Origin of the sequence: Pseudomonas rhodesiae, assembly GCF_007858255.1 — a bacterium.
GTDB classification, from domain to species: Bacteria; Pseudomonadota; Gammaproteobacteria; order Pseudomonadales; family Pseudomonadaceae; genus Aquipseudomonas; species Aquipseudomonas rhodesiae.
Map to the genome: position 1 here is coordinate 325106 of NZ_VFEU01000006.1, position 20336 is coordinate 345441.

The window sequence follows — 20336 nt, forward strand, 5'->3', positions numbered from 1 at the left end:
ACTGCCGCCGAATATTTATCGCTACAATCCGCCGCTTTGCCACTCGGTACGGGCGTTCCAGCTCGTAGCTCGCGAGACTCTGCATGCTTATCGGTAGCTATTCCCCTTCGTTGGTCGTGATCTCGCTGTTCGTTGCGATTCTGGCTTCCTACACCGCACTCGACCTGGCCGGCCGCATCGCGACCGCCCAGGGACGGGCCGTCTACCTGTGGATAGTCGGCGGCGCGTTGGCGATGGGGGTGGGGGTGTGGTCGATGCACTTTATCGGCATGCTCGCGTTGCGCTTGCCGTTTGCCCTGGGGTTCGACGTGGGCATCACTGCGTTGTCGCTGTTGATCGCTGTATTGTCTAGTGGCTTTGCCTTGTGGCTGGTCAGCCAGGCCCGCTTGCCCGCCTGGCAACTGCTGTTCGGCGCGCTGGTGATGGGGGCCGGTATCAGCTGCATGCACTACACCGGCATGGCCGCCATGCGCATGACCCCCGGCATCGACTACGACCCGACGTTGTTTGGCGCGTCGTTGTTGATCGCCGTGGCGGCGTCGGGCGCGGCCTTGCTGATTGCGTTCAACCTGCGGCGCAACACCCCGCATGTGCGCCTGCTCCGGGGCGGTGCCGCGATGGTGATGGGCGTTGCCATTGTCGGCATGCACTACACCGGAATGGCGGCCGCCAGCTTTGCCGATGACAGCTACTGCGGCGCCGCCCTGGACGGGTTGAGCGGCAATGGCCTGGATAACCTGGTGCTGGTCACTACCCTGGCAGTGCTAGCCATCGCTTTGCTGACTTCGTTGCTCGACGCGCGCCTGGAAGCCCGCACCGCGGTGCTCGCCGATTCGCTCACCCAGGCCAACCAGGAACTGTCCCACCTGGCTCTGCACGACATGCTCACCGGCCTGCCCAATCGCAGCCTGCTCGCCGACCGCATTCAACAGGCCATGCAGGCGGTGCAGGAGCAGGGCGGTTGCTTTGCGCTGATGTTTATCGACCTGGATGGCTTCAAGCCGGTCAACGATGCCTTTGGTCATCACCTGGGCGACCAATTGCTGCGCGAAGTGGGCTCGCGCCTGCGCGAGGATCTGCGCAGCCACGACACCCTGGCGCGTATCGGTGGTGACGAGTTTGTACTGTTGGTGCAGCTGAACCAGCCGGACGATGCCCTCGGCCTGGCCGAGCGCCAGGTACAACTGATCAACAGGGCGTTCCTGGTGGCCGAGCATGAGCTGAACATCTCCGCCAGCGTCGGTATCGCGTTGTTCCCCGGCAACGGCGCCACACCCCAGGAATTGTTGATGAACGCCGACGCCGCCATGTACCACGCCAAGGGCTTGGGCAAGAACGGCTACAGCTTTTTCGATGTGTCGATGAACACCAACGCGCGCAAGCAACTGCAACTGTTGCAGGACTTGCGCAACGCCGTGGAGCAGCAGCAATTTCGCTTGTACTACCAGCCTAAGTTCGACGCGGCCAGCGGCATTGCGGTGGGCGCCGAGGCGTTATTGCGCTGGGAGCATCCGCAGCAGGGCCTGTTGATGCCGGCGACGTTTATTGAACTGGCGGAGAAAACCGGGCTGATCATCCCCATCGGCGAATGGGTGCTCAATGAAGCTTGCCGCCAGATGCGCCTGTGGTACGTGCAGGGGTATGAAGAATGGCGCATCGCCGTGAATCTTTCTGCGTTGCAGTTCTGCCATGCCGGGCTGGTCAACAGCGTCGCTGCCGCGCTTGAACGCCACCAGTTGCCGGCTAACAGCCTGACCCTGGAAATCACCGAAACCACGGCCATGCGCGATGCCGACGCGAGCATGAACGTGTTGCAGCAGCTGTCGGACATGGGCGTCGACCTGTCCATCGATGATTTCGGCACCGGTTACTCCAGCTTGATGTACCTCAAGCGCCTGCCGGCCAATGAGCTTAAAATCGACCGTGGCTTCGTGCGCGATCTGGAGCACGATGGCGACGATGCCGCCATCGTGTCGGCCATCGTTGCCCTCGGCCAGGCCCTGGGGCTGCGCATTGTGGCCGAAGGCGTGGAAACCGATAAACAGCAGGATTTTCTTACGCGCCTGGGTTGTAACTCGCTGCAAGGTTACCTGCTGGGGCATCCACTGCCGGCCGAGGGTTTTATGGCTAATATCCGCCGCGCCGAAGAGGCGGCCGCCCCTGACAAGGTCAGCGAGTGACGGTTATTCTTGACACGACCCATTAAACCTACAGGTTGAAACAGGAGAGAGCAGGCATGGACAAAGTCGTCATCATCACCGGGGGCAGTCGCGGGATTGGCGCCGAGACGGCCTTGCTGGCTGCGCGTCAGGGGTATCGCATCTGCATCAACTACCAGGCCGACGACGAGGCCGCCCACCGCGTGCTGGAACAGGTGCGTGCCCTCGGCGCCCAGGCGATTGCGGTGCGCGCGGACGTAAGTAACGAAGACGAAGTGATCGCGCTGTTCCACCGTGTCGATACCGAATTGGGCCGGGTCACTGCGCTGGTGAACAATGCCGGCACCGTGGGGCATAAATCCCGGGTCGATGAGATGTCGGAGTTTCGCATCCTGAAAATGCTCAAGACCAACGTGCTCGGCCCGATTCTGTGTGCCAAGCATGCGCTGTTGCGCATGTCGCCCCGGCATGGCGGGCAGGGCGGCAGTATCGTCAATGTGTCATCGGTGGCGGCACGCCTGGGTTCGCCAGGTGAATATGTCGACTATGCCGCCTCCAAGGGCGCGCTCGACACCTTCACTATTGGCCTGTCGAAAGAAGTCGCCGGTGAAGGTATCCGCGTCAATGCGGTGCGCCCGGGTTATATCTACACCGACTTTCATGCCCTGAGCGGCGATCCGGACCGGGTCAGCAAACTGGAGTCTGGCATCCCCATGGCCCGTGGCGGCCGTCCGGATGAAGTGGCCGAAGCGATTATCTGGTTGCTGTCGGACAAGGCGTCCTATGCCACCGGCACGTTTTTGGATTTGGGGGGCGGGCGCTAGGGATGCAGTGCCCGCACCGACGTCATCGGGGGCGGGCCCCCTCCCACACTTGAGAGTACTCACAGCTCAAAATGTGGGAGGGGGCTTGCCCCCGATGGCGTCAGAAAGCGCAACACCATCACTTAGAACGACCGCACAATCCGCCCCAACGTTTCCATAGCTTTTTCCGACGCCTCGGTCCACGGGCTACCGTAGTTCAGGCGAATACAATTTCTGAAACGTTGAGTTGCCGAGAAAATCGGCCCCGGCGCGATGCTGATGCCTTGGGCCAGGGCCATCTGGAATAGCTTCAGCGAATCGGTCTGCTCGGGCAGTTCCAGCCACAGGAAATACCCGCCGGCCGGTTGGCTGACGCGTGTTTGCGCGGGGAAGTAGCGGCCAATGGCGGCCAGCATGGCGCTTTGCTGTTCTTCCAAGGCATAGCGCAATTTGCGCAGGTGCCGGTCGTAGCCGCCGTGTTGCAGGTAGTCGGCAATTGCCGCCTGGGCCGGCATCGACGGGCACAACGAGGTCATCAGCTTCAAGCGTTCGACTTTCTGCGCATAGCGCCCGGCTGCGACCCAGCCCACGCGATAACCCGGTGCAAGGCTCTTGGCGAACGAGCCGCAGTGCATCACCAGGCCCTCGGTGTCGAACGCCTTGGCCGGTTTGGGCGCGTGCTGCCCGTAGTACAACTCGGCGTACACATCGTCTTCGATCAAGGGCACCTGATGGCCGCGCAACAGTTCCACCAGCGCTTGTTTCTTGGCTTCAGGCAGGGTGGCGCCCATGGGGTTCTGGAAGCTGGTCATGGTCCAACAGGCCTTGATCGGGTAGCGCTCCAGGCTTTGCGCCAGGGCATTGAGATCGATGCCGTCGCGTGGGTGCACCGGGATCTCCACCGCCTTGAGTTTTAAACGCTCCAAGACCTGCAAGCAGGCATAAAACGCCGGAGCCTCGATGGCCACCAAATCGCCTGGCTCGGTCACGGCCTGCAGGCACAGGTTCAGCGCTTCCAGGGCGCCGTTGGTGATCAGCAACTCTTCCATAGGCAGCATCAGGCCGCCGACCATATAGCGCAGGGCAATTTGCCGGCGCAGTTGCGGGTTGCCCGGCGACATGTCGGTGACCACCATGCGCGGGTCCATCTCACGGCTGGCGCTGGCCAGGGAACGGGCCAGACGCGGCAACGGGAACAGCATCGGGCTGGGGAACGCCGAACCGAAGGGCACGGTGGTGGGGTCCTTGATCGAGTCGAGCACCGAAAACACCAGCTCGCTCACATCCACCTCGGTGGATTCGTGTACCTGTTCGCTCACCACTGGCTCGGAAAACGGGCTCGGCGCATGGGTGTTGACGAAGTAACCGGAGCGCGGCCGCGCGCGGATCAGCCCGCGGCGCTCCAGCAGGTAATACGCCTGGAACACCGTGGAGGGGCTGACGCCGTAGGTCTGGCTCGCGTAGCGCACCGATGGCACGCGTTGGCCGGGGCCGAGGACGCCGGAGCGGATCAGTTCAGCGATGTCGTCGGCGAATTTTTCGTAGCGTTTCATGGCGGCCTTAAACAAGGTTTTTGTAGGAGAGATACCCTCGGGGGCAAGCCCCCTCCCACATTGGGCTTTCATCGTTTTAGATAGCCAAGTATCAGCGGTTGAGCGGTGCGACGAAGCGGCTCTCGGCCTCGCTGTACACCCACGGCTCGTCCACATCCGTCACTTTGAAGCGCAGTGTCTGCGAACTGCTCGCCGGTTTATCCGCCAGCAGTGCCACCGACACCGGTACATCCACGATTTCCCCCGGCGCCAGGCTGATCCCGGTCTTGCCTTGCAATTGGAAACCCTCGGCCTCTACCAGCTCCAGCCGATAATCTTGGCGCTGCTGGGTCTTGTTGATGACCTTGAGACTGTAGATGTTTTCAATCAAGCCCTGGCTGTTTTCGCGAAACATGCCCCGGTCCTTGGTCACGTCCAGCGACACCATCGGCCGTTGCACCAAGGCCAACACCAGCGCGGCGATCATCACCAACAGCACGGCACTGTAGCCGATCAGTCGCGGCCTTAGCAGGTGAGTCTTGCCGCCTTGCAGTTGATGTTCGCTGGTGTAGCGCACCAAACCGCGCGCGTAGCCCATCTTGTCCATGATCGAATCGCAGGCATCGACGCACGCCGCGCAGCCGATGCACTCCATTTGCAGGCCGTCGCGAATGTCGATGCCGGTCGGGCACACCTGTACGCACAGCTGGCAATCGATGCAATCGCCCAGGCCGACGTCGGCCGGTTTAACCTCGCGTTTGCGCGGCCCACGGTGTTCGCCCCGGGCGGCGTCGTAAGAGATGGTGAGGGTGTCTTTATCGAACATCACACTCTGGAACCGTGCGTAAGGGCACATGTGCATGCACACCGCTTCGCGCAACCAACCGGCATTGAGGTAGGTGGCGGCGGTGAAAAACAGCACCCAGAACAGGCTGACGCCGCCCATTTGCCAGGTCAGCAGTTCCGCCACTAGGGGGCGAATGGGGGTGAAGTAACCGACAAACGTCAGCCCGGTCAGCACGCTGATGCCCAGCCACAGCGTGTGCTTGGCCGAGCGCCGCGCCAGCTTGTTGAGACTCCATGGCGCCGATTGCAGCTTGATGCGTTGGTTGCGTTCGCCCTCGGTGACCTTTTCACACCACATAAACAGCCAGGTGAACGAGCTTTGCGGGCAGGTGTAGCCGCACCAGACCCGCCCAGCGAAGACCGTGATGGCAAACAGGCCGAAGGCACAGATGATCAACAGCGCCGACAACAGGATGAAGTCCTGGGGCCAGAACGTCGCGCCGAAGATGTGGAACTTGCTTTCAGCCAAGTCCCACAGCACGGCTTGCCGACCGCCCCAGTTCAGCCACACGGTGCCGAAAAAGGCCAGGAACAGAAAGCCTGCGCCCAGCACACGCAAGGTGCGGAACAAGCCGGTGAAACTGCGGGTATGGATCAGGGTGTCGCTGGATTTGGCCTTCACCTTCTTTGGGTGCACGGGCTCAAAGATTTCCACGGTGGGGATTCGTTCGCTCATGGTCGTTCGCTCATCAGCCTCCATCAGGCCAATGGACTATGCGCGGCGAGCTGTTTGCATAACAGACTCAGCTATGACGATAAAAGCCGGATCAGATCGCTTGAAATCGCGGCCCTGCGACATTGTGCTGCACCCCGTTGCGCTCGGGGTGCAGCCTTCTGCGGCGTCAATAGATACAGATCAGTCAAATCGCCGAATCCGGCGTGGTGACCTTCTTGTGCTGACGCCCATCGGTGGCGCCGGCCACGGTGAGGGCATCGGCTTCCTGCTCGGTGATGTAGACACGCTCGGCGCCCACGTCCACATAAGACATGGCTCTGGGGACGTCAGTGCTGACGGTGACTTCAGCGGCGGGCAGGCTGTATTCCCGTCCCTCGTCGTTGACCTTGAAGAAACAGGTGCGGTTTTCGATGCGGATTGGCATGGCGCTCTCCTTTTTATCAGGCTGATAAGCGTTAGGGCGCATGCCCACGCGCGGCGTTCCAGGCAACTGACTGACGGTCGCCGTTGTCAACCCATTATCCATCTCAATAAAGGACAGGGTTTATGGACGCTTGGTGGCACGAAGTATGGGTGACCCTGCAGGCCGAATTCGCCGATCTCGGCGATGCCAGACAGCTCACGCAGATCACCGTGCGCCTGCTGATCGCTGCGCTGCTGGGCGGGATCCTCGGTTTTGAACGGGAGCACAAGGGCAAGGCCGCCGGGGTGCGCACCCATATGCTGGTGGCGATGGGCGCGGCGCTGTTTGTATTGGTGCCGCAGATGTCCGGCAACCAGGCCGATGCCATGAGCCGGGTGGTGCAGGGGGTGATTGCCGGGATTGGTTTCCTCGGCGCCGGGACCATTCTTAAAGGTAAGGAAGACGAAGAGGGTCAGCACGTCAAAGGCCTGACCACCGCCGCCGGGCTATGGATGACCGCCGCCATCGGCGTGGCGGCGGGCATGGGGCGTGAGTCCACGGCGGTGTTGAGTACGTTGCTGGCGTTGGTGGTGTTCAGCGTAATGCCAAGAATCGTGCGGATGCTCGAAAAATAACCTTCACCAAGGACACGGCGTCGAATCATTTCCACCAACGCCGCTGTTGACGGCCGGGGCTACAGCACCACGTCACTCTGCTCCAGTTTGCCGTTTACGCTGACCTTCAGAACCTGGCCGTCTGTTTGCCGGGCGTACAATGTGCTTTGGTGAGTGTCGGGGTTGTAGTCGATAAACGCTTCGCCAGACTCGATAACAGGGGACTTTTTGAACGTAAACGGCTTGCCGCCGTTCTGAACCTGCATGCCCGACACGTCGATCTTGTCGTTGCCACTCTCGAAATCCATGATCTCGTCGTGCGAACGCTGATCCTGGCGCCCAGCGTCGAAGGATTCTGACGCGCTGCCGTACACAAAGGTGTCTGCACCTTTGCCGCCCCACAATTTGTCGGCTCCTTTGCCGCCATAGATGACGTCGTTACCGTCACCGCCGTTGAGTTCGTTGTTGACGTCGTTGCCTATTATCAAATCATTGCCCTTGCCGCCTATCGCGTTCTCAATCACAGCACCTTTGGCAATCGCGACATTCCCCTTAAGGCCGCCGACGTCAGAAAAGGTTTCTTCCCTCAAGCTTATTTGCTGATCTTGCGTGTACCCGGAAAAATCCAATGTGTCGTTGCCCCCGCCGTCCCAAATGGCCGCCACCATTTTATCGTGAGGGGTTTTGACCGTCAGAAAGTCTCGATCCGTGTTCGAGTTGAAACCGTAGGTGGTGTCATCCTTGCGGGTTTCATAATTGGCGCCGTATTTCGCTTGGTAGGCAGCAATGTCGTCAAGTTGCGGGGCTGACGAACGGAATTTCTGGTGGTTATGATGCCCGGTGCGCTCTCCCCGGTAACTCATGCCGGAATGGCTCTGAGAGTCTTCGTGATGAGATACATTTGATTCACCGAGCTTGTCAGCGCCACTTCCATTGTAATTGCCAGGGTGGGTCAGCCCCATGGCATGACCGAGTTCATGAGTAATGGTGTGTCGACCCGCGTTACCTAGCGCTGCTCGGGGTACGGATTTCTCTGTGTCGGTGTCAACAAACCATACGTCAACGTCAGCCTGATTCTTGGAGGGCAGGGTAGCGTGGTGCTCGCCTTTATAAGGGTTGCCTTTAGAGTCAATCTCTTGGCCATAATTGCCGATCTTGATATGGCCTTCACTGTCAGCTGTTTTGGGCCCGCGGGTAAACTTGATGTTTGCCACATCTTCAATGGATTGCAGGCTGAGTCGGGTTTGTTTTCGCTGGTTGTCGAGGATAGGCGTAAACCCGGTTTTGCCGAATTTCCGAGTGTTCTTGTCGTCTGGCGCGGACCGAAACTCGTAAGTCACATTAACGGTGCCGTCACCATTCTTGTCTGACCAACCTGGGCTATGACGCCAGAGTCGTTTGACAGCGTCTTCGGTTGACTTGGACTGCAAGCCGTTGTGCTGGATGTCCCCGCCACGATCATCTCGATGTTTGAACTGCTCAACCCTCTGGTAGATCGGGCTGCCGTGTAAACCAACGCTGCTAATGGACATGAATTCTCCTGCTGTGAATGTTGCTTGAAGATAGGCGTTGGCGCCGTCTCAACTACGGTGCACATGCGTCGCAGTTTAGGCATGGGCAAAATCACAGGCGTTGCGAGTTATCTAGGTGGGGCGCAGGAAGAATCACCAAAAGCACCGGGAAAGGAGTAGCCCATCCGTCAGACAGGCTTAACTCCGCTATCGGCCTTACCACCATCGTCAAACGGTTGAAAAAGGTTCGGCAATGACCGGTGGCATTGTTGTTGGCGGTTCCTGGACCGGCGGTGGCTGATTTTCCGGCGGTTCCTTTTCTGGAATCGGTTCCGGTTCGGTGGGCGGCAGGGTGGGTTTGTCGATATTCGGGTCCGGGGTTTCCGCCGGGATCGGGATATTCATCGGTGTGGCCTCCTTTGTGCTTTGCTCTAGCGGTGGACATTCCCAAGGGGCATTTGATTCCCGCTCAATGGCGGCATATCCACCTGAACTTTTAACCCAGGCACAGGCTCGGACCTTATGCGTCACCGCTCAGGGAGAGTGCTGGCGTATTGGATTCGGATCTAGCAAAGGGCGTCCACTGGGCGTAAGGGGAAGATGCTCGATGACTGCTGAAACACAGGTTCCAGACACTGCCGTACTGCCGCTGTCCCAGGCACTGCTATTGCCCCGGATCGCGATCGAAAGCACCAGCCCCGTGATTGACGGCGGTGAATTCGCGGTCAAGGCGGTGATAGGCCAGCGCATTAATGTCACCAGCAAAGTGTTTGCCGATGGCCATGACAAATTGGCCGTATTGATCCGCTGGCGCCCGCTACGCGACGAAAGCTGGCACAGCGTGGTCATGACCGATGTCGGCAACAACGGTTGGGAAGGCGCGTTCACGGTGGCTCATCAGGGGCCCCATGAGTACTGCATCGAAGCCTGGATCGATACCTTCGCCAGCTTCTGCTACGAATTGCGCAAAAAACACGAAGCCGGCGTACCGGTCAGCCTGGAGTTGCAGGAAGGTCGCAGCCTGGTGCTGCAAGCCGCCGAGCGTAGCGACAACGAGCTGCGCGACCGCCTGATGCTGTTGCACCACGAACTGTCCGGCCTGCTGGAAACCGAGCAGGTGGCGTTGTTTCTGCACGAAGACAGTGCGCATCTGATGACCCAGGCCGACCACCGCGCCTACCTGAGCATCAGCACGGTGTACCCGATTGACGTCGAGCGCGAACGTGCGCAGTTCGCCAGCTGGTACGAGTTGTTTCCCCGTTCGATCACCGATGATCCGGCACGCCACGGCACCTTTAACGATGTACACGCGCGGCTTTCGATGATCCACGACATGGGCTTCGATGTGCTGTACTTCCCGCCGATCCACCCCATCGGCCGTAGCCATCGCAAAGGCCGGAACAACTCGCTCACCGCCGGCCCGGACGACCCCGGCAGCCCGTACGCCATCGGCAGCGAGGAGGGCGGTCACGAAGCCATCCACCCGCAGTTGGGCAGCCGCGATGACTTCCGCCGCCTGGTCAAGGCCGCCGCCGACCATGGCTTGGAAATCGCGCTGGACTTTGCCATTCAATGCTCCCAGGACCATCCGTGGCTCAAGGAGCATCCGGGCTGGTTCAACTGGCGCCCGGACGGCACGATCAAATACGCGGAAAACCCGCCGAAGAAATATCAGGATATCGTTAACGTCGACTTTTATGCCGCCGATGCGATCCCTGGCCTGTGGACCGAGCTGCGCGATATCGTGGTGGGCTGGGTGGAAGAGGGCGTGAAGACCTTTCGCGTCGACAACCCCCACACCAAACCGCTGCCGTTCTGGCAATGGCTGATCAGCGATGTGCGTTCCAAGTACCCCGAGGTGATTTTCCTCGCCGAAGCCTTTACGACCCCGGCGATGATGGCCCGCCTGGGCAAGGTCGGCTATTCCCAGAGCTACACCTATTTCACCTGGCGCAACACCAAGGCTGAGTTGAGCGAGTATTTCACCCAGCTCAACCAGTCACCGTGGCGCGAGTGCTACCGCCCGAACTTTTTCGTCAACACGCCGGACATCAACCCCGCGTTCCTGCATCAATCCGGGCGCCCGGGCTTTTTGATCCGCGCCGCGCTGGCCACCATGGGCTCGGGCCTGTGGGGTATGTATTCCGGGTTTGAACTGTGCGAAGCCGCGCCGGTGCCGGGCAAAGAGGAATACCTGGACTCGGAGAAATACGAGATCCGCCCCCGCGACTTCACTGCGCCCGGCAACATCATTGCCGAGATCGCCCAGCTCAACCGCATCCGCCGCCAGAACCCGGCGCTGCACACGCACTTGGGTTTGAAGATCTACAACGCGTGGAACGACAACATCCTCTACTTCGGCAAACGCAGCGAGGACGGCAGCAACTTCATTCTGGTGGCGGTCAACCTGGACCCTTTTAACGCCCAGGAAGCTCATTTCGAACTGCCCTTGTGGGAGATGGGCCTGCCGGACGATGCCCAAACCCAGGGCGAAGACCTGATGAACGGCCATCGTTGGACCTGGTACGGCAAGACCCAGTGGACGCGTCTGGAACCGCAGATGCCGTTCGGGATCTGGCGCATTACCACCTGATGGGGAAGAGGGGGTTAACCCCCCTCCGACATTGAGTCTGCACGATTTATCGAGTGTTTCAGGAGTGTCCAATGGCGAAGAAACCCAAGGCTGCCACCTTTATCAAAGACCCGCTCTGGTACAAGGACGCGGTGATCTATCAGGTTCACGTCAAATCCTTTTTCGACTCCAATAATGACGGTATCGGCGATTTTCCTGGGTTGATCGCCAAGCTCGACTACATCGCCGACCTGGGCGTGAACACCATCTGGCTGCTGCCGTTCTACCCTTCACCACGCCGCGACGACGGCTATGACATCGCCGACTACCGCGGTGTCCACAGCGACTACGGCACCATGGCCGACGCCAAGCGCTTTATCGCCGAAGCACACAAACGTGGCCTTCGAGTGATCACCGAACTGGTGATCAACCATACATCCGACCAGCACCCCTGGTTCCAGCGCGCACGCAAGGCCAAGCCCGGTTCGGCGGCGCGGGATTTCTATGTGTGGTCCGATGACGACCAGAAGTACGACGGCACCCGCATCATTTTCCTCGACACCGAAAAATCCAACTGGACCTGGGACCCGGTCGCCGGCCAGTACTTTTGGCATCGCTTTTATTCCCACCAGCCCGACCTCAACTTCGACAACCCGCAAGTCATGAAAGCGGTGCTGGAAGTCATGCGCTACTGGCTGGACATGGGCATCGACGGCCTGCGCCTGGACGCCATCCCGTACCTGATCGAGCGCGACGGCACCAACAACGAGAACCTTGAAGAAACCCACGGGGTACTCAAGCAAATCCGTGCCGAGATTGACGCCAATTACCCCGACCGCATGCTGCTGGCCGAAGCCAACCAATGGCCGGAAGACACCCAACTGTATTTCGGTGACAAAAAGGGCGATGACGGCGACGAATGCCATATGGCCTTTCACTTCCCGTTGATGCCGCGCATGTACATGGCCCTGGCCCAGGAAGATCGCTTCCCCATCACCGATATCTTGCGCCAAACCCCGGAAATCCCCGCCAATTGCCAATGGGCGATCTTCCTGCGCAACCACGATGAATTGACCTTGGAAATGGTCACCGACAAAGAGCGCGACTACCTGTGGAATTACTACGCCGCCGACCGTCGCGCGCGGATCAACCTGGGTATCCGCCGCCGCCTGGCGCCGTTGTTGGAGCGTGACCGTCGCCGCGTAGAGTTGCTTAACAGCCTGCTGCTGTCGATGCCGGGCACGCCCACCTTGTACTACGGCGATGAAATTGGCATGGGCGACAACATCTACCTGGGCGACCGCGATGGCGTGCGCACACCGATGCAGTGGTCCATCGACCGCAACGGCGGCTTCTCCCGCGCCGATCCGGCCAGCCTGGTGCTGCCGCCGATCATGGACCCGCTCTACGGCTACCAGTCGGTGAATGTGGAAACCCAGACCCAGGACCCGCACTCACTGCTCAACTGGACCCGGCGCATGCTCGCAGTGCGCAAGCAGTCCAAAGCGTTCGGTCGCGGCAGCCTGAAAATGCTCTCGCCAGCCAATCGCCGCATTCTGGCGTATACCCGCGAATACACCGGTGCCGATGGCCGCACGGAGATCATTTTGTGCGTGGCTAACGTGTCGCGTAGCGCCCAGGCGGCCGAGCTGGACCTGTCGGGCTTTGCTGGCATGGTCCCCGTGGAGATGCTCGGCGGTAACGCCTTCCCGCCTATTGGTCAGCTGAATTTCCTGCTGACCCTGGCACCTTACGGCTTCTATTGGTTTGTGCTGGCGGCGGAAAACCAGATGCCCAGCTGGCATGTGGAACCGGCACAAAGCATGCCCGACTTCACCACATTGGTATTGAAAAAACGCATGGAAGAACTGCTCGAAGCACCTTGTCGCACCACCCTGGAACAGACCTCACTGCCGGCCTGGCTGCCCAAGCGGCGTTGGTTCGCCGGCAAGGACACGGCCATCGATAGCGTGCGGATTGCCTATGGCGTGCGGTTCGGCGACGCCGAGCACCCGGTGTTGCTCAGCGAACTGGAGGTGAGTGCCGGTGGGCAGGTCAGTCGTTACCAGTTGCCGTTCGGCTTCCTCGGCGAAGACCAGTTCACCAGCGCCTTGCCCCAGCAATTGGCCATGGCCCGCGTACGCCGAGCGCGCCAGGTGGGCTTGGTGACTGACGCGTTCAGCCTTGAGCCTTTTATTCGCGCGGTGATCCAGGGCCTGCAGGCCGGCACGCGTTTGGCCAGCAGCGACGGCGAGTTGCGTTTCGACGCCACCGAACACTTGGCTGCGTTGCAACTGAACGACGAGTCCCCGGTGCGTTATCTGTCCGCCGAGCAGTCCAACAGCTCGGTGGTGGTGGGTGAGAGCCTGGTGCTCAAGTTGATCCGTAAAGTCAGCGCCGGTGTGCATCCGGAACTGGAGATGAGCGCGTACCTCACCGCAGCCGGTTACGCCAATATCTCGCCGTTGATGGGCGCGGTGGTGCGTCATGACAGCGAGGGCCAGGACAATCTGCTGATGATTGCCCAGGGCTACCTGAGCAATCAGGGCGATGCCTGGACGTGGACTCAGAACAATCTGGAACGGGCAATCCGCGACGAACTGGCCGAAGCCCTGTCCGAACAGGAACAGCACTACAACGCCTTGGGTGAGCTGGCCGATTTCGCCGCGCTGCTCGGCCAGCGCCTGGGGGAAATGCACCAAGTGCTGGGCGCCACCACCGCCAATAAAGACTTCAAGCCCGAAGTCACCGGTGTCAAAGACACCCAGGCCTGGGCCAAGGATGTGGGCGCGCAGATCACCCGCGCGCTGCAACTGCTGGACCTGCATCAAACCCAATTGAACCCTGCCGATCAGGCGCTGGTCAGTGAATTGCTGGCGCAAAAAAAAGCCATTGCCACCCATGTGAACAGCCTGGCAAAGGCCACCTTGGGCGGCTTGCGCATTCGCGTCCATGGCGATCTGCACCTTGGGCAGGTTCTGGTGGTCAAGGGCGATGCCTATTTGATCGACTTCGAAGGCGAGCCGGCGCGACCGCTGCATGAGCGACGGGGCAAGCACAGCCCGTACAAAGATGTCAGCGGGGTGCTGCGTTCTTTCGACTATGCAGCGGCCATGGCCTTGAATCTGCAAGGCGTGGATCAGTCGCCGCAAGCCGAGCAGGCACGCCGACGGGTTACCGAGCGCTATGTGAAGGAAGCGCGCCAGGCATTTATCCAGGCTTATCAGCAAGCTACGTCTACACTGGCGCATGACTGGCAGGATGCCAACGGCCAGGACGCCGCGCTGACGTTGTTCAGCCTGGAGAAGGCTGCGTACGAAGTGGCCTACGAAGCGGAAAACCGCCCGACCTGGTTGCCGGTGCCCCTGCAAGGGCTGCACGGCCTGCTAAGCGGGCTTACACCTATATCCAAAACTGCACGCGGTGGGGAGACGTCATGAGCTATACACATAAAGAACCGCTGCAGCCTAAGTTGACTGCAATGCCGGCGTCCAAGGACGTCGAAGCGCTGGTGCGCGCCGAGCACCACGACCCGTTTTCGATTCTCGGGCCTCATGACGACGAGCAGGGCGGCCAATTCATTCGCGCGTTCCTGCCCGAGGCGTTGAGCGTGCAGGTGTTGAGCCGCGATGGCGGCGAAACCCTCGGTAGCCTCGACGCGACCCAAGTGCCGGGTTTGTTTGTCGGGCACTTTGCGACGCGCCAGCCTTACTTATTGAAGATCCAGTGGGCCGGCGGTGAGCAGATCACCGAAGACCCCTACAGCTTCAGCCAACTGCTGCTGGGCGAGATGGACTTGTACCTGTTTGCCGAGGGCAATCACCGCGACCTGGGCAGTTGCCTGGGCGCTCAGGTCACCAGCGTCGACGGCGTGCAAGGCGTGCGCTTTGCCGTATGGGCGCCAAACGCACGGCGTGTGTCGGTGGTGGGCGACTTCAATATTTGGGACGGCCGTCGGCATCCGATGCGCCTGCGCCATCCCTCGGGTGTGTGGGAGATCTTTATCCCCCGTCTGCAACCGGGTGCCGCTTACAAATACGAGATTCTCGGCGCCCACGGCATTTTGCCGCTCAAGGCCGACCCGATGGCGCTGGCCACCCAACTGCCGCCGGACACCGCCTCGAAAGTCGCCGCGCCGTTGCAAGTCGACTGGCAGGACCACGATTGGATGCAGGCCCGCGCCGACAAGCAGAAATCCACCGCGCCGCTGTCGATCTATGAACTGCACGTCGGCTCCTGGCAATGCGAGTTGGACGAAGCCGGTGAAGTGGCCCGCCAGTACAGCTGGCGCGAATTGGCCGAGCGCTTGATTCCTTATGTGCAGCAACTGGGCTTCACTCATATCGAGCTGATGCCGATCATGGAACACCCATTTGGAGGGTCCTGGGGGTATCAGGCCCTGTCGCAGTTCGCCCCAAGTGCGCGCTTCGGCTCGCCCGAAGACTTTGCCTACTTTGTCAATGCCTGCCATCAGGCCGATATCGGTGTGATCCTCGACTGGGTGCCGGCGCACTTTCCCACCGATACTCACGGCCTGGCCCAGTTCGACGGCACCGCGCTGTACGAATACGCCAACCCGCTGGAAGGCTTCCACCAGGACTGGGATACGCTGATCTACAACCTGGGCCGCACCGAGGTGCACGGCTTTATGCTGGCCTCAGCACTGCACTGGCTCAAGCACTTCCATGTCGATGGCCTGCGGGTGGATGCGGTGGCATCGATGCTCTACCGCGACTATTCGCGCAAAGCCGGCGAATGGGTGCCCAACCGCCATGGTGGTCGCGAGAACCTGGAAGCCATCGATTTTCTGCGCCATTTGAACGATGTGGTGGCGCTGGAGGCGCCGGGCGCCCTGGTGATCGCTGAAGAATCCACCGCCTGGCCCGGTGTCAGCCAGCCAACCCAGCAAGGCGGCCTGGGCTTCAACTACAAATGGAACATGGGCTGGATGCACGATTCGCTGCATTACATCCAGCAGGACCCGGTGTACCGCGCCCATCACCACAACGAGCTGAGTTTCGGCCTGGTGTATGCCTGGTCCGAGCGATTTATCCTGCCGATCTCCCACGATGAAGTGGTGCACGGCAAGCATTCGTTGATCGACAAAATGCCCGGCGACCGTTGGCAGAAGTTCGCCAACCTGCGCGCCTACCTGGCGTTTATGTGGATGCACCCGGGTAAGAAATTGCTGTTTATGGGCTGCGAATTCGGCCAGTGGCGCGAGTGGAACCACGACCAGCAACTGGACTGGTACCTGCTGCAATACCAGGAACACCAAGGTGTGCAAAAACTGGTGGGCGACTTGAACCGCCTGTACCGCGAAGAACCGGCCCTGCATGAACAGGACGACGCGCCCCAGGGCTTCCAATGGCTGATCGGTGACGATGCGATCAACAGCGTCTACGCCTGGCTGCGCTGGAGCAAGGACGGCAAACCGGTGCTGGTGGTGGCCAACTTCACCCCGGTGCCTCGCGAACAATACGCCGTAGGTGTGCCGTTTGCCGGGCGCTGGAGCGAGGTGATCAACACTGACGCCGACACCTACGCCGGCTCCAATTTCGGCAACGGTGGTGAAGTGTTCACCCAGGAGGAACCGCGTCACGGGCAGCCGGTGTCGCTGTCGTTGAATCTGCCGCCGCTGGGCGTGCTGATTCTGCGCCCGGACTGAGCATAAGCGGCTGGCGAATGGGGGGCGATCTGCAATGATCGCCCTTTGTCGTTATGTCTGGCGTGGTTTGGCATCGCCCCTCAAACAACCGCTCTAACTAGGCCGATTCAGTTGTTCAGATTGCTGGCAGGATGCCACAATGGCGCCTTTGTCGCGGCAGTCGGATCAGGCGAATTTCATGAATGGCCTTGGGCGTGGGCAGGACCAGGATGACGTTATCGAACAGCACGTGCGCACCGATCGGCTGCACCAGCTGTTCCGGCAGTCGTTTGCCGCGATTTTCGGCAGCTACCTGGCCGCCGCCATGCTCTGCTGGCTGTGCTGGGACCGTCTGGATCAGCGCATCATGCTGGTATGGCTGGTGACGCTGGGCGTTTCGTCACTGCTGCGCATAAAGATGTTCATGGAATGGTTCCGCTGCCCCAACAGCGAGCGCACGCCGGAGCGCTGGGAACGGCGTTACTGGATCACGCTGGTGCTGTCGGCCGGTATCTGGGGGGCGGGCGCATTTGCGCTGATCCCCACCGATGATCGACTGTCCCAGGTGTTGGTCATGTTGTTTACCGTGGGCATGTCGGTCAGCGCGGTGTCGTGTTATTCGGCTTATCGCGCCATGACCGTGACGTCCATCAGCCTGGTGCTGATGCCTTGCACCCTGTGGCTGTTGTGGCAACCCTCGTCGATGCAAGTGGGGGTCGCCATCGCGGTTCTGGTGTTTTCTACCTTTGTATTTAGCGCTACGCGCAAATTGTCCGAGGCGCTGGAGAAAGCCTTTCGCCTGACCCGGCAAATGGAGCGTGCCCACACCATTTCTACCCGCGCCGCACAAACCGATGAATTGACCGGGCTGATGAACCGTCGTGCATTTTTCGAGCGTGCCCAGGTGCTGTACGCGCAATGCAGGCATAACCAGCAACCGCTGTGTGCGCTGATGCTGGACATGGATCACTTTAAACAGATCAACGACACCTACGGTCACCAGGCCGGCGATCAGGTGTTACGCCAGATCGGCGGGGTGATCAGTGCCTCGTTCCGTCAGGCCGACGTGTATGGCCGCCTGGGCGGCGAAGAATTCGCGGTGTTGCTGCCCAATACCTCTCTGGACACTGCACGCGCGATTGCCGAACAACTGATCAAGGCGATCTCCGGGTTGGCTGCCGAGCCGGTCAAGGGCTTGTCGGCCAGTCTCGGTCTAGCCTCCACCCATGATCACGACCAAGACCTGCACGGCCTGATGAACATGGCGGATAAAGCGCTGTATCGGGCCAAGGCCCAGGGTCGTAACCAGGTGGCGCTGGCGGAGTAAGGCGCGGCTCAGTCCCGGAGTATTGCCTTGATCAGTACCCGCGAGACCTGGTCGGCCGAGTAGGGCTTGGGCAGGAACTCAAAGCCTTCGTAGCCGCTGTCAGCCAGCTCCTCGCTATAGCCGGAGGTCAATACCACCGGCAGGTCGGCACGACGTTGGCGCAGCTCCTTGGCCATGGCCACGCCGGTCATGCCAGGCATCACCACGTCCGAAAAAACCGCATCGAAGGCCAACGCCTGCGGACCCGCCAGGCGCAGGGCGTGTTCGGCATCGGTAGCCCACGTGGTCTGGTAGCCCAGATCCTGCAGGATCTGGCTGGCAAAGCGCCCCACCTCCAGATTGTCTTCCACGATCAACACATGGCATTGCGTGGTGTCATGCACAGTTGCCGGTTCGTCCTGTGGGCTGCGCTGTGCCGAGTCCTGGGCCGCGACCTGCGGCAGGTACAGGGTAAACACCGAGCCCTGGCCCAGGGTGCTGGCCACATCGATATTGCCTCCCGACTGCTTGGCGAAGCCGAACACTTGGGACAGCCCCAATCCCGTGCCTTTGCCCACGGCCTTGGTGGTGAAAAACGGCTCGAAGATGCGCTCGACGGTGTCGCCGGGAATGCCGGGGCCGGTGTCGGCCAGGGCAATGGCGATATGCGGCTGGCGCGAACCGGCCTCGCCGCGTATGCGCGGCAGGGGCTGTTGACCGGTCACCCGCAAGGTCAGGGTGCCATGACCGTCCATGGCATCCCGGGCATTGAGGGCGATGTTGATCAGCGCGGTTTCGAACTGGCTTGAATCAATCCGCGCAAAACACGGCTGCGTCGGTAACTCCACCCGCACCTGGATGCGCGCACCGGTGACGCTTTCGAGCATTTCGCCAATATTTTGCACGCGCTGGCCTACATCGAAGACTTCCGGGTTCAGCGGTTGGCGCCGAGCGAAGGCGAGCAACTGGCTGGTCAACTTGCTGGCGCGCTCGACGGTGTCCGAGACCGCGCCCATGTAACGCTGGCGGCGTTCTTCAGAGAGTCCTGGCTGGCGCAGAAAATCCACCGAGGAGCGGATGATGGTCAGCAGGTTATTGAAGTCGTGGGCCACACCCCCGGTTAACTGGCCGATGGCCTCCAGCTTCTGCGATTGGCGCAGGGCGGCTTCGGTCTGGGCCAGCGCCAGGGTGCGTTCTTCGACGCGCTGCTCCAGGGTGGTGTTGAGTTCGGCGTAGGCGGCCAGGCCGGCGCGCACATCGGCATCGGCACGCACGCGCTCGATATAGGCCCAGGAGCGCTCGGTGACTTCCCGCAGCACCGCCAGGTCGTAGTGCGACCACGGCCGCGCAACTTTGTCATGCACCGCCATCAGGGCGGTAAGGCGGCCGTTACGGATCAGCGGCATGCAGATGGTGGCGGTCACCCCCAGCGTCTGGAATTGCTCAGCCTCGTGGGGCGGCAATTCGCGCAAGTTGTTGTGGATCACCAGCGGCTCACCGGCGCGTAGGCACTTGACCGCGCGCTCACCGAACGCCGCAAGGCTATAACGACCGACGATGCTCGGCGAGCCGGGGGCGGTCCAGTTGTCGCGGATGGTGAAGCCGTCTTCATCGGCATCCATATCGGCGTAGGCGCAATTGCTCACCTGCAAGTGCTCGGCCAGCAGGCGGGTGGTGTCAGTCATGATCGCCTGGGCGTCGTTGGCGTTGGCCACCGCGTTGCCGATGGCGTCCAGCAACGCCAGGCGGCGCGCGTGAAACACCGTGGCGGTGGTTTCGGTGACGGTATCGAGCATGCCGACCACTTTGCCTCGCGGATCGCGGATCGGGCTGTAGCAGAACGTGAAATACGCCTGTTCCGGTGCGGGCCCGCGTTCGATTACCAGCGGGAAATTCTCGATATAGGTGGCATGCCCTTCGAAGGCCGCGTTGGCGATGGGACGCACTTCGTCCCACACCTCGCTCCAGATTTCGCTGAACGGACGGCCCAGAGCGTAGGGCTTGTTGCCCAGGATCGGAATAAACGCATCGTTGTAGAGCGTGATCAGTTGTGGCCCCCAGACGATTGCCTGAGGGAAACTCGACGCGAAACACAACGCAACGGTGGTCTTCAAGACATCCGGCCACTGCTCCAATGGCCCTAGGGGCGTACTTGCCCAATCATGCTGACGAACCTGTTCGGCCATGTCGCTGCTGCTTTGCAGCCAATTCATCATCGGGGTCACACCTTGTTTGCCACAGTCTGTCGTCGCCTGGAGAGCCCAGGC

13 protein-coding genes are annotated in these 20336 nt (G+C 60.8%); 7 read left to right on the plus strand and 6 right to left on the minus strand.

Annotated elements, in window-relative coordinates; translation table 11 throughout:
- The first annotated feature begins 83 nt into the window (after positions 1-83).
- Complete coding sequence (locus FIV35_RS12120; RefSeq protein WP_083377876.1) at positions 84-2180, plus strand: putative bifunctional diguanylate cyclase/phosphodiesterase; 2097 nt, start codon at positions 84-86, stop codon at positions 2178-2180.
- Positions 2181-2236: 56 nt separating this feature from the next.
- Positions 2237-2983: an SDR family oxidoreductase gene (locus tag FIV35_RS12125; protein ID WP_034137978.1), complete on the plus strand. Its 747-nt coding sequence runs from the start codon at positions 2237-2239 to the stop codon at positions 2981-2983.
- A 122-nt stretch (positions 2984-3105) separates the two neighbouring features.
- Here FIV35_RS12125 and mapR read toward each other — a convergent pair whose 3' ends face one another.
- The 3 genes from mapR to FIV35_RS12140 form a co-directional block, all read right to left on the minus strand.
- The gene (gene mapR, locus FIV35_RS12130) at positions 3106-4515 is read right to left on the minus strand and encodes a GntR family transcriptional regulator MpaR (RefSeq protein ID WP_034097154.1); all 1410 of its coding nucleotides are present in this window, start codon (positions 4513-4515) and stop codon (positions 3106-3108) included.
- Between the two features lie 91 nt (positions 4516-4606).
- Positions 4607-6016, minus strand: coding sequence for a cytochrome c oxidase accessory protein CcoG (gene ccoG, locus FIV35_RS12135; protein WP_034137979.1), 1410 nt, complete (start codon positions 6014-6016; stop codon positions 4607-4609).
- 184 nt (positions 6017-6200) lie between these two features.
- Entirely contained in the window at positions 6201-6440 is a 240-nt protein-coding gene (locus FIV35_RS12140; protein WP_034137980.1) for a DUF3203 family protein, read from the minus strand.
- A gap of 122 nt (positions 6441-6562) precedes the next feature.
- Between FIV35_RS12140 and FIV35_RS12145 the strand changes: the two genes are divergently transcribed.
- A complete protein-coding gene (locus FIV35_RS12145) occupies positions 6563-7054 on the plus strand; it encodes an MgtC/SapB family protein (RefSeq protein ID WP_034137981.1) in 492 nt (163 codons plus the stop codon).
- Positions 7055-7113: 59 nt separating this feature from the next.
- Here FIV35_RS12145 and FIV35_RS12150 read toward each other — a convergent pair whose 3' ends face one another.
- Positions 7114-8565, minus strand: coding sequence for a M10 family metallopeptidase C-terminal domain-containing protein (locus FIV35_RS12150; RefSeq protein ID WP_123479712.1), 1452 nt, complete (start codon positions 8563-8565; stop codon positions 7114-7116).
- A 207-nt stretch (positions 8566-8772) separates the two neighbouring features.
- The gene (locus FIV35_RS29585) at positions 8773-8949 is read right to left on the minus strand and encodes a hypothetical protein (protein ID WP_170245402.1); all 177 of its coding nucleotides are present in this window, start codon (positions 8947-8949) and stop codon (positions 8773-8775) included.
- 202 nt (positions 8950-9151) lie between these two features.
- Between FIV35_RS29585 and FIV35_RS12155 the strand changes: the two genes are divergently transcribed.
- The 4 genes from FIV35_RS12155 to FIV35_RS12170 all read left to right on the plus strand — a co-directional run bounded on the left by FIV35_RS12155 (position 9152) and on the right by FIV35_RS12170 (position 18090).
- A complete protein-coding gene (locus FIV35_RS12155; RefSeq protein ID WP_034097159.1) occupies positions 9152-11137 on the plus strand; it encodes an alpha-1,4-glucan--maltose-1-phosphate maltosyltransferase in 1986 nt (661 codons plus the stop codon).
- Between the two features lie 71 nt (positions 11138-11208).
- Positions 11209-14556 carry a maltose alpha-D-glucosyltransferase gene (treS, locus tag FIV35_RS12160; RefSeq protein WP_034137982.1) on the plus strand — a complete coding sequence of 1116 codons (3348 nt, stop codon included), beginning with the start codon at positions 11209-11211 and terminating at the stop codon, positions 14554-14556.
- Positions 14553-16784: a 1,4-alpha-glucan branching protein GlgB gene (gene glgB, locus FIV35_RS12165; RefSeq protein WP_034137983.1), complete on the plus strand. Its 2232-nt coding sequence runs from the start codon at positions 14553-14555 to the stop codon at positions 16782-16784. The genes treS and glgB overlap by 4 nt, the downstream gene beginning before the upstream one ends.
- A 139-nt stretch (positions 16785-16923) precedes the next feature.
- Complete coding sequence (locus tag FIV35_RS12170; RefSeq protein ID WP_034137984.1) at positions 16924-18090, plus strand: GGDEF domain-containing protein; 1167 nt, start codon at positions 16924-16926, stop codon at positions 18088-18090.
- 8 nt (positions 18091-18098) lie between these two features.
- Here FIV35_RS12170 and FIV35_RS12175 read toward each other — a convergent pair whose 3' ends face one another.
- Entirely contained in the window at positions 18099-20285 is a 2187-nt protein-coding gene (locus FIV35_RS12175; RefSeq protein ID WP_034137985.1) for a GAF domain-containing hybrid sensor histidine kinase/response regulator, read from the minus strand.
- Positions 20286-20336: the final 51 nt, after the last annotated feature.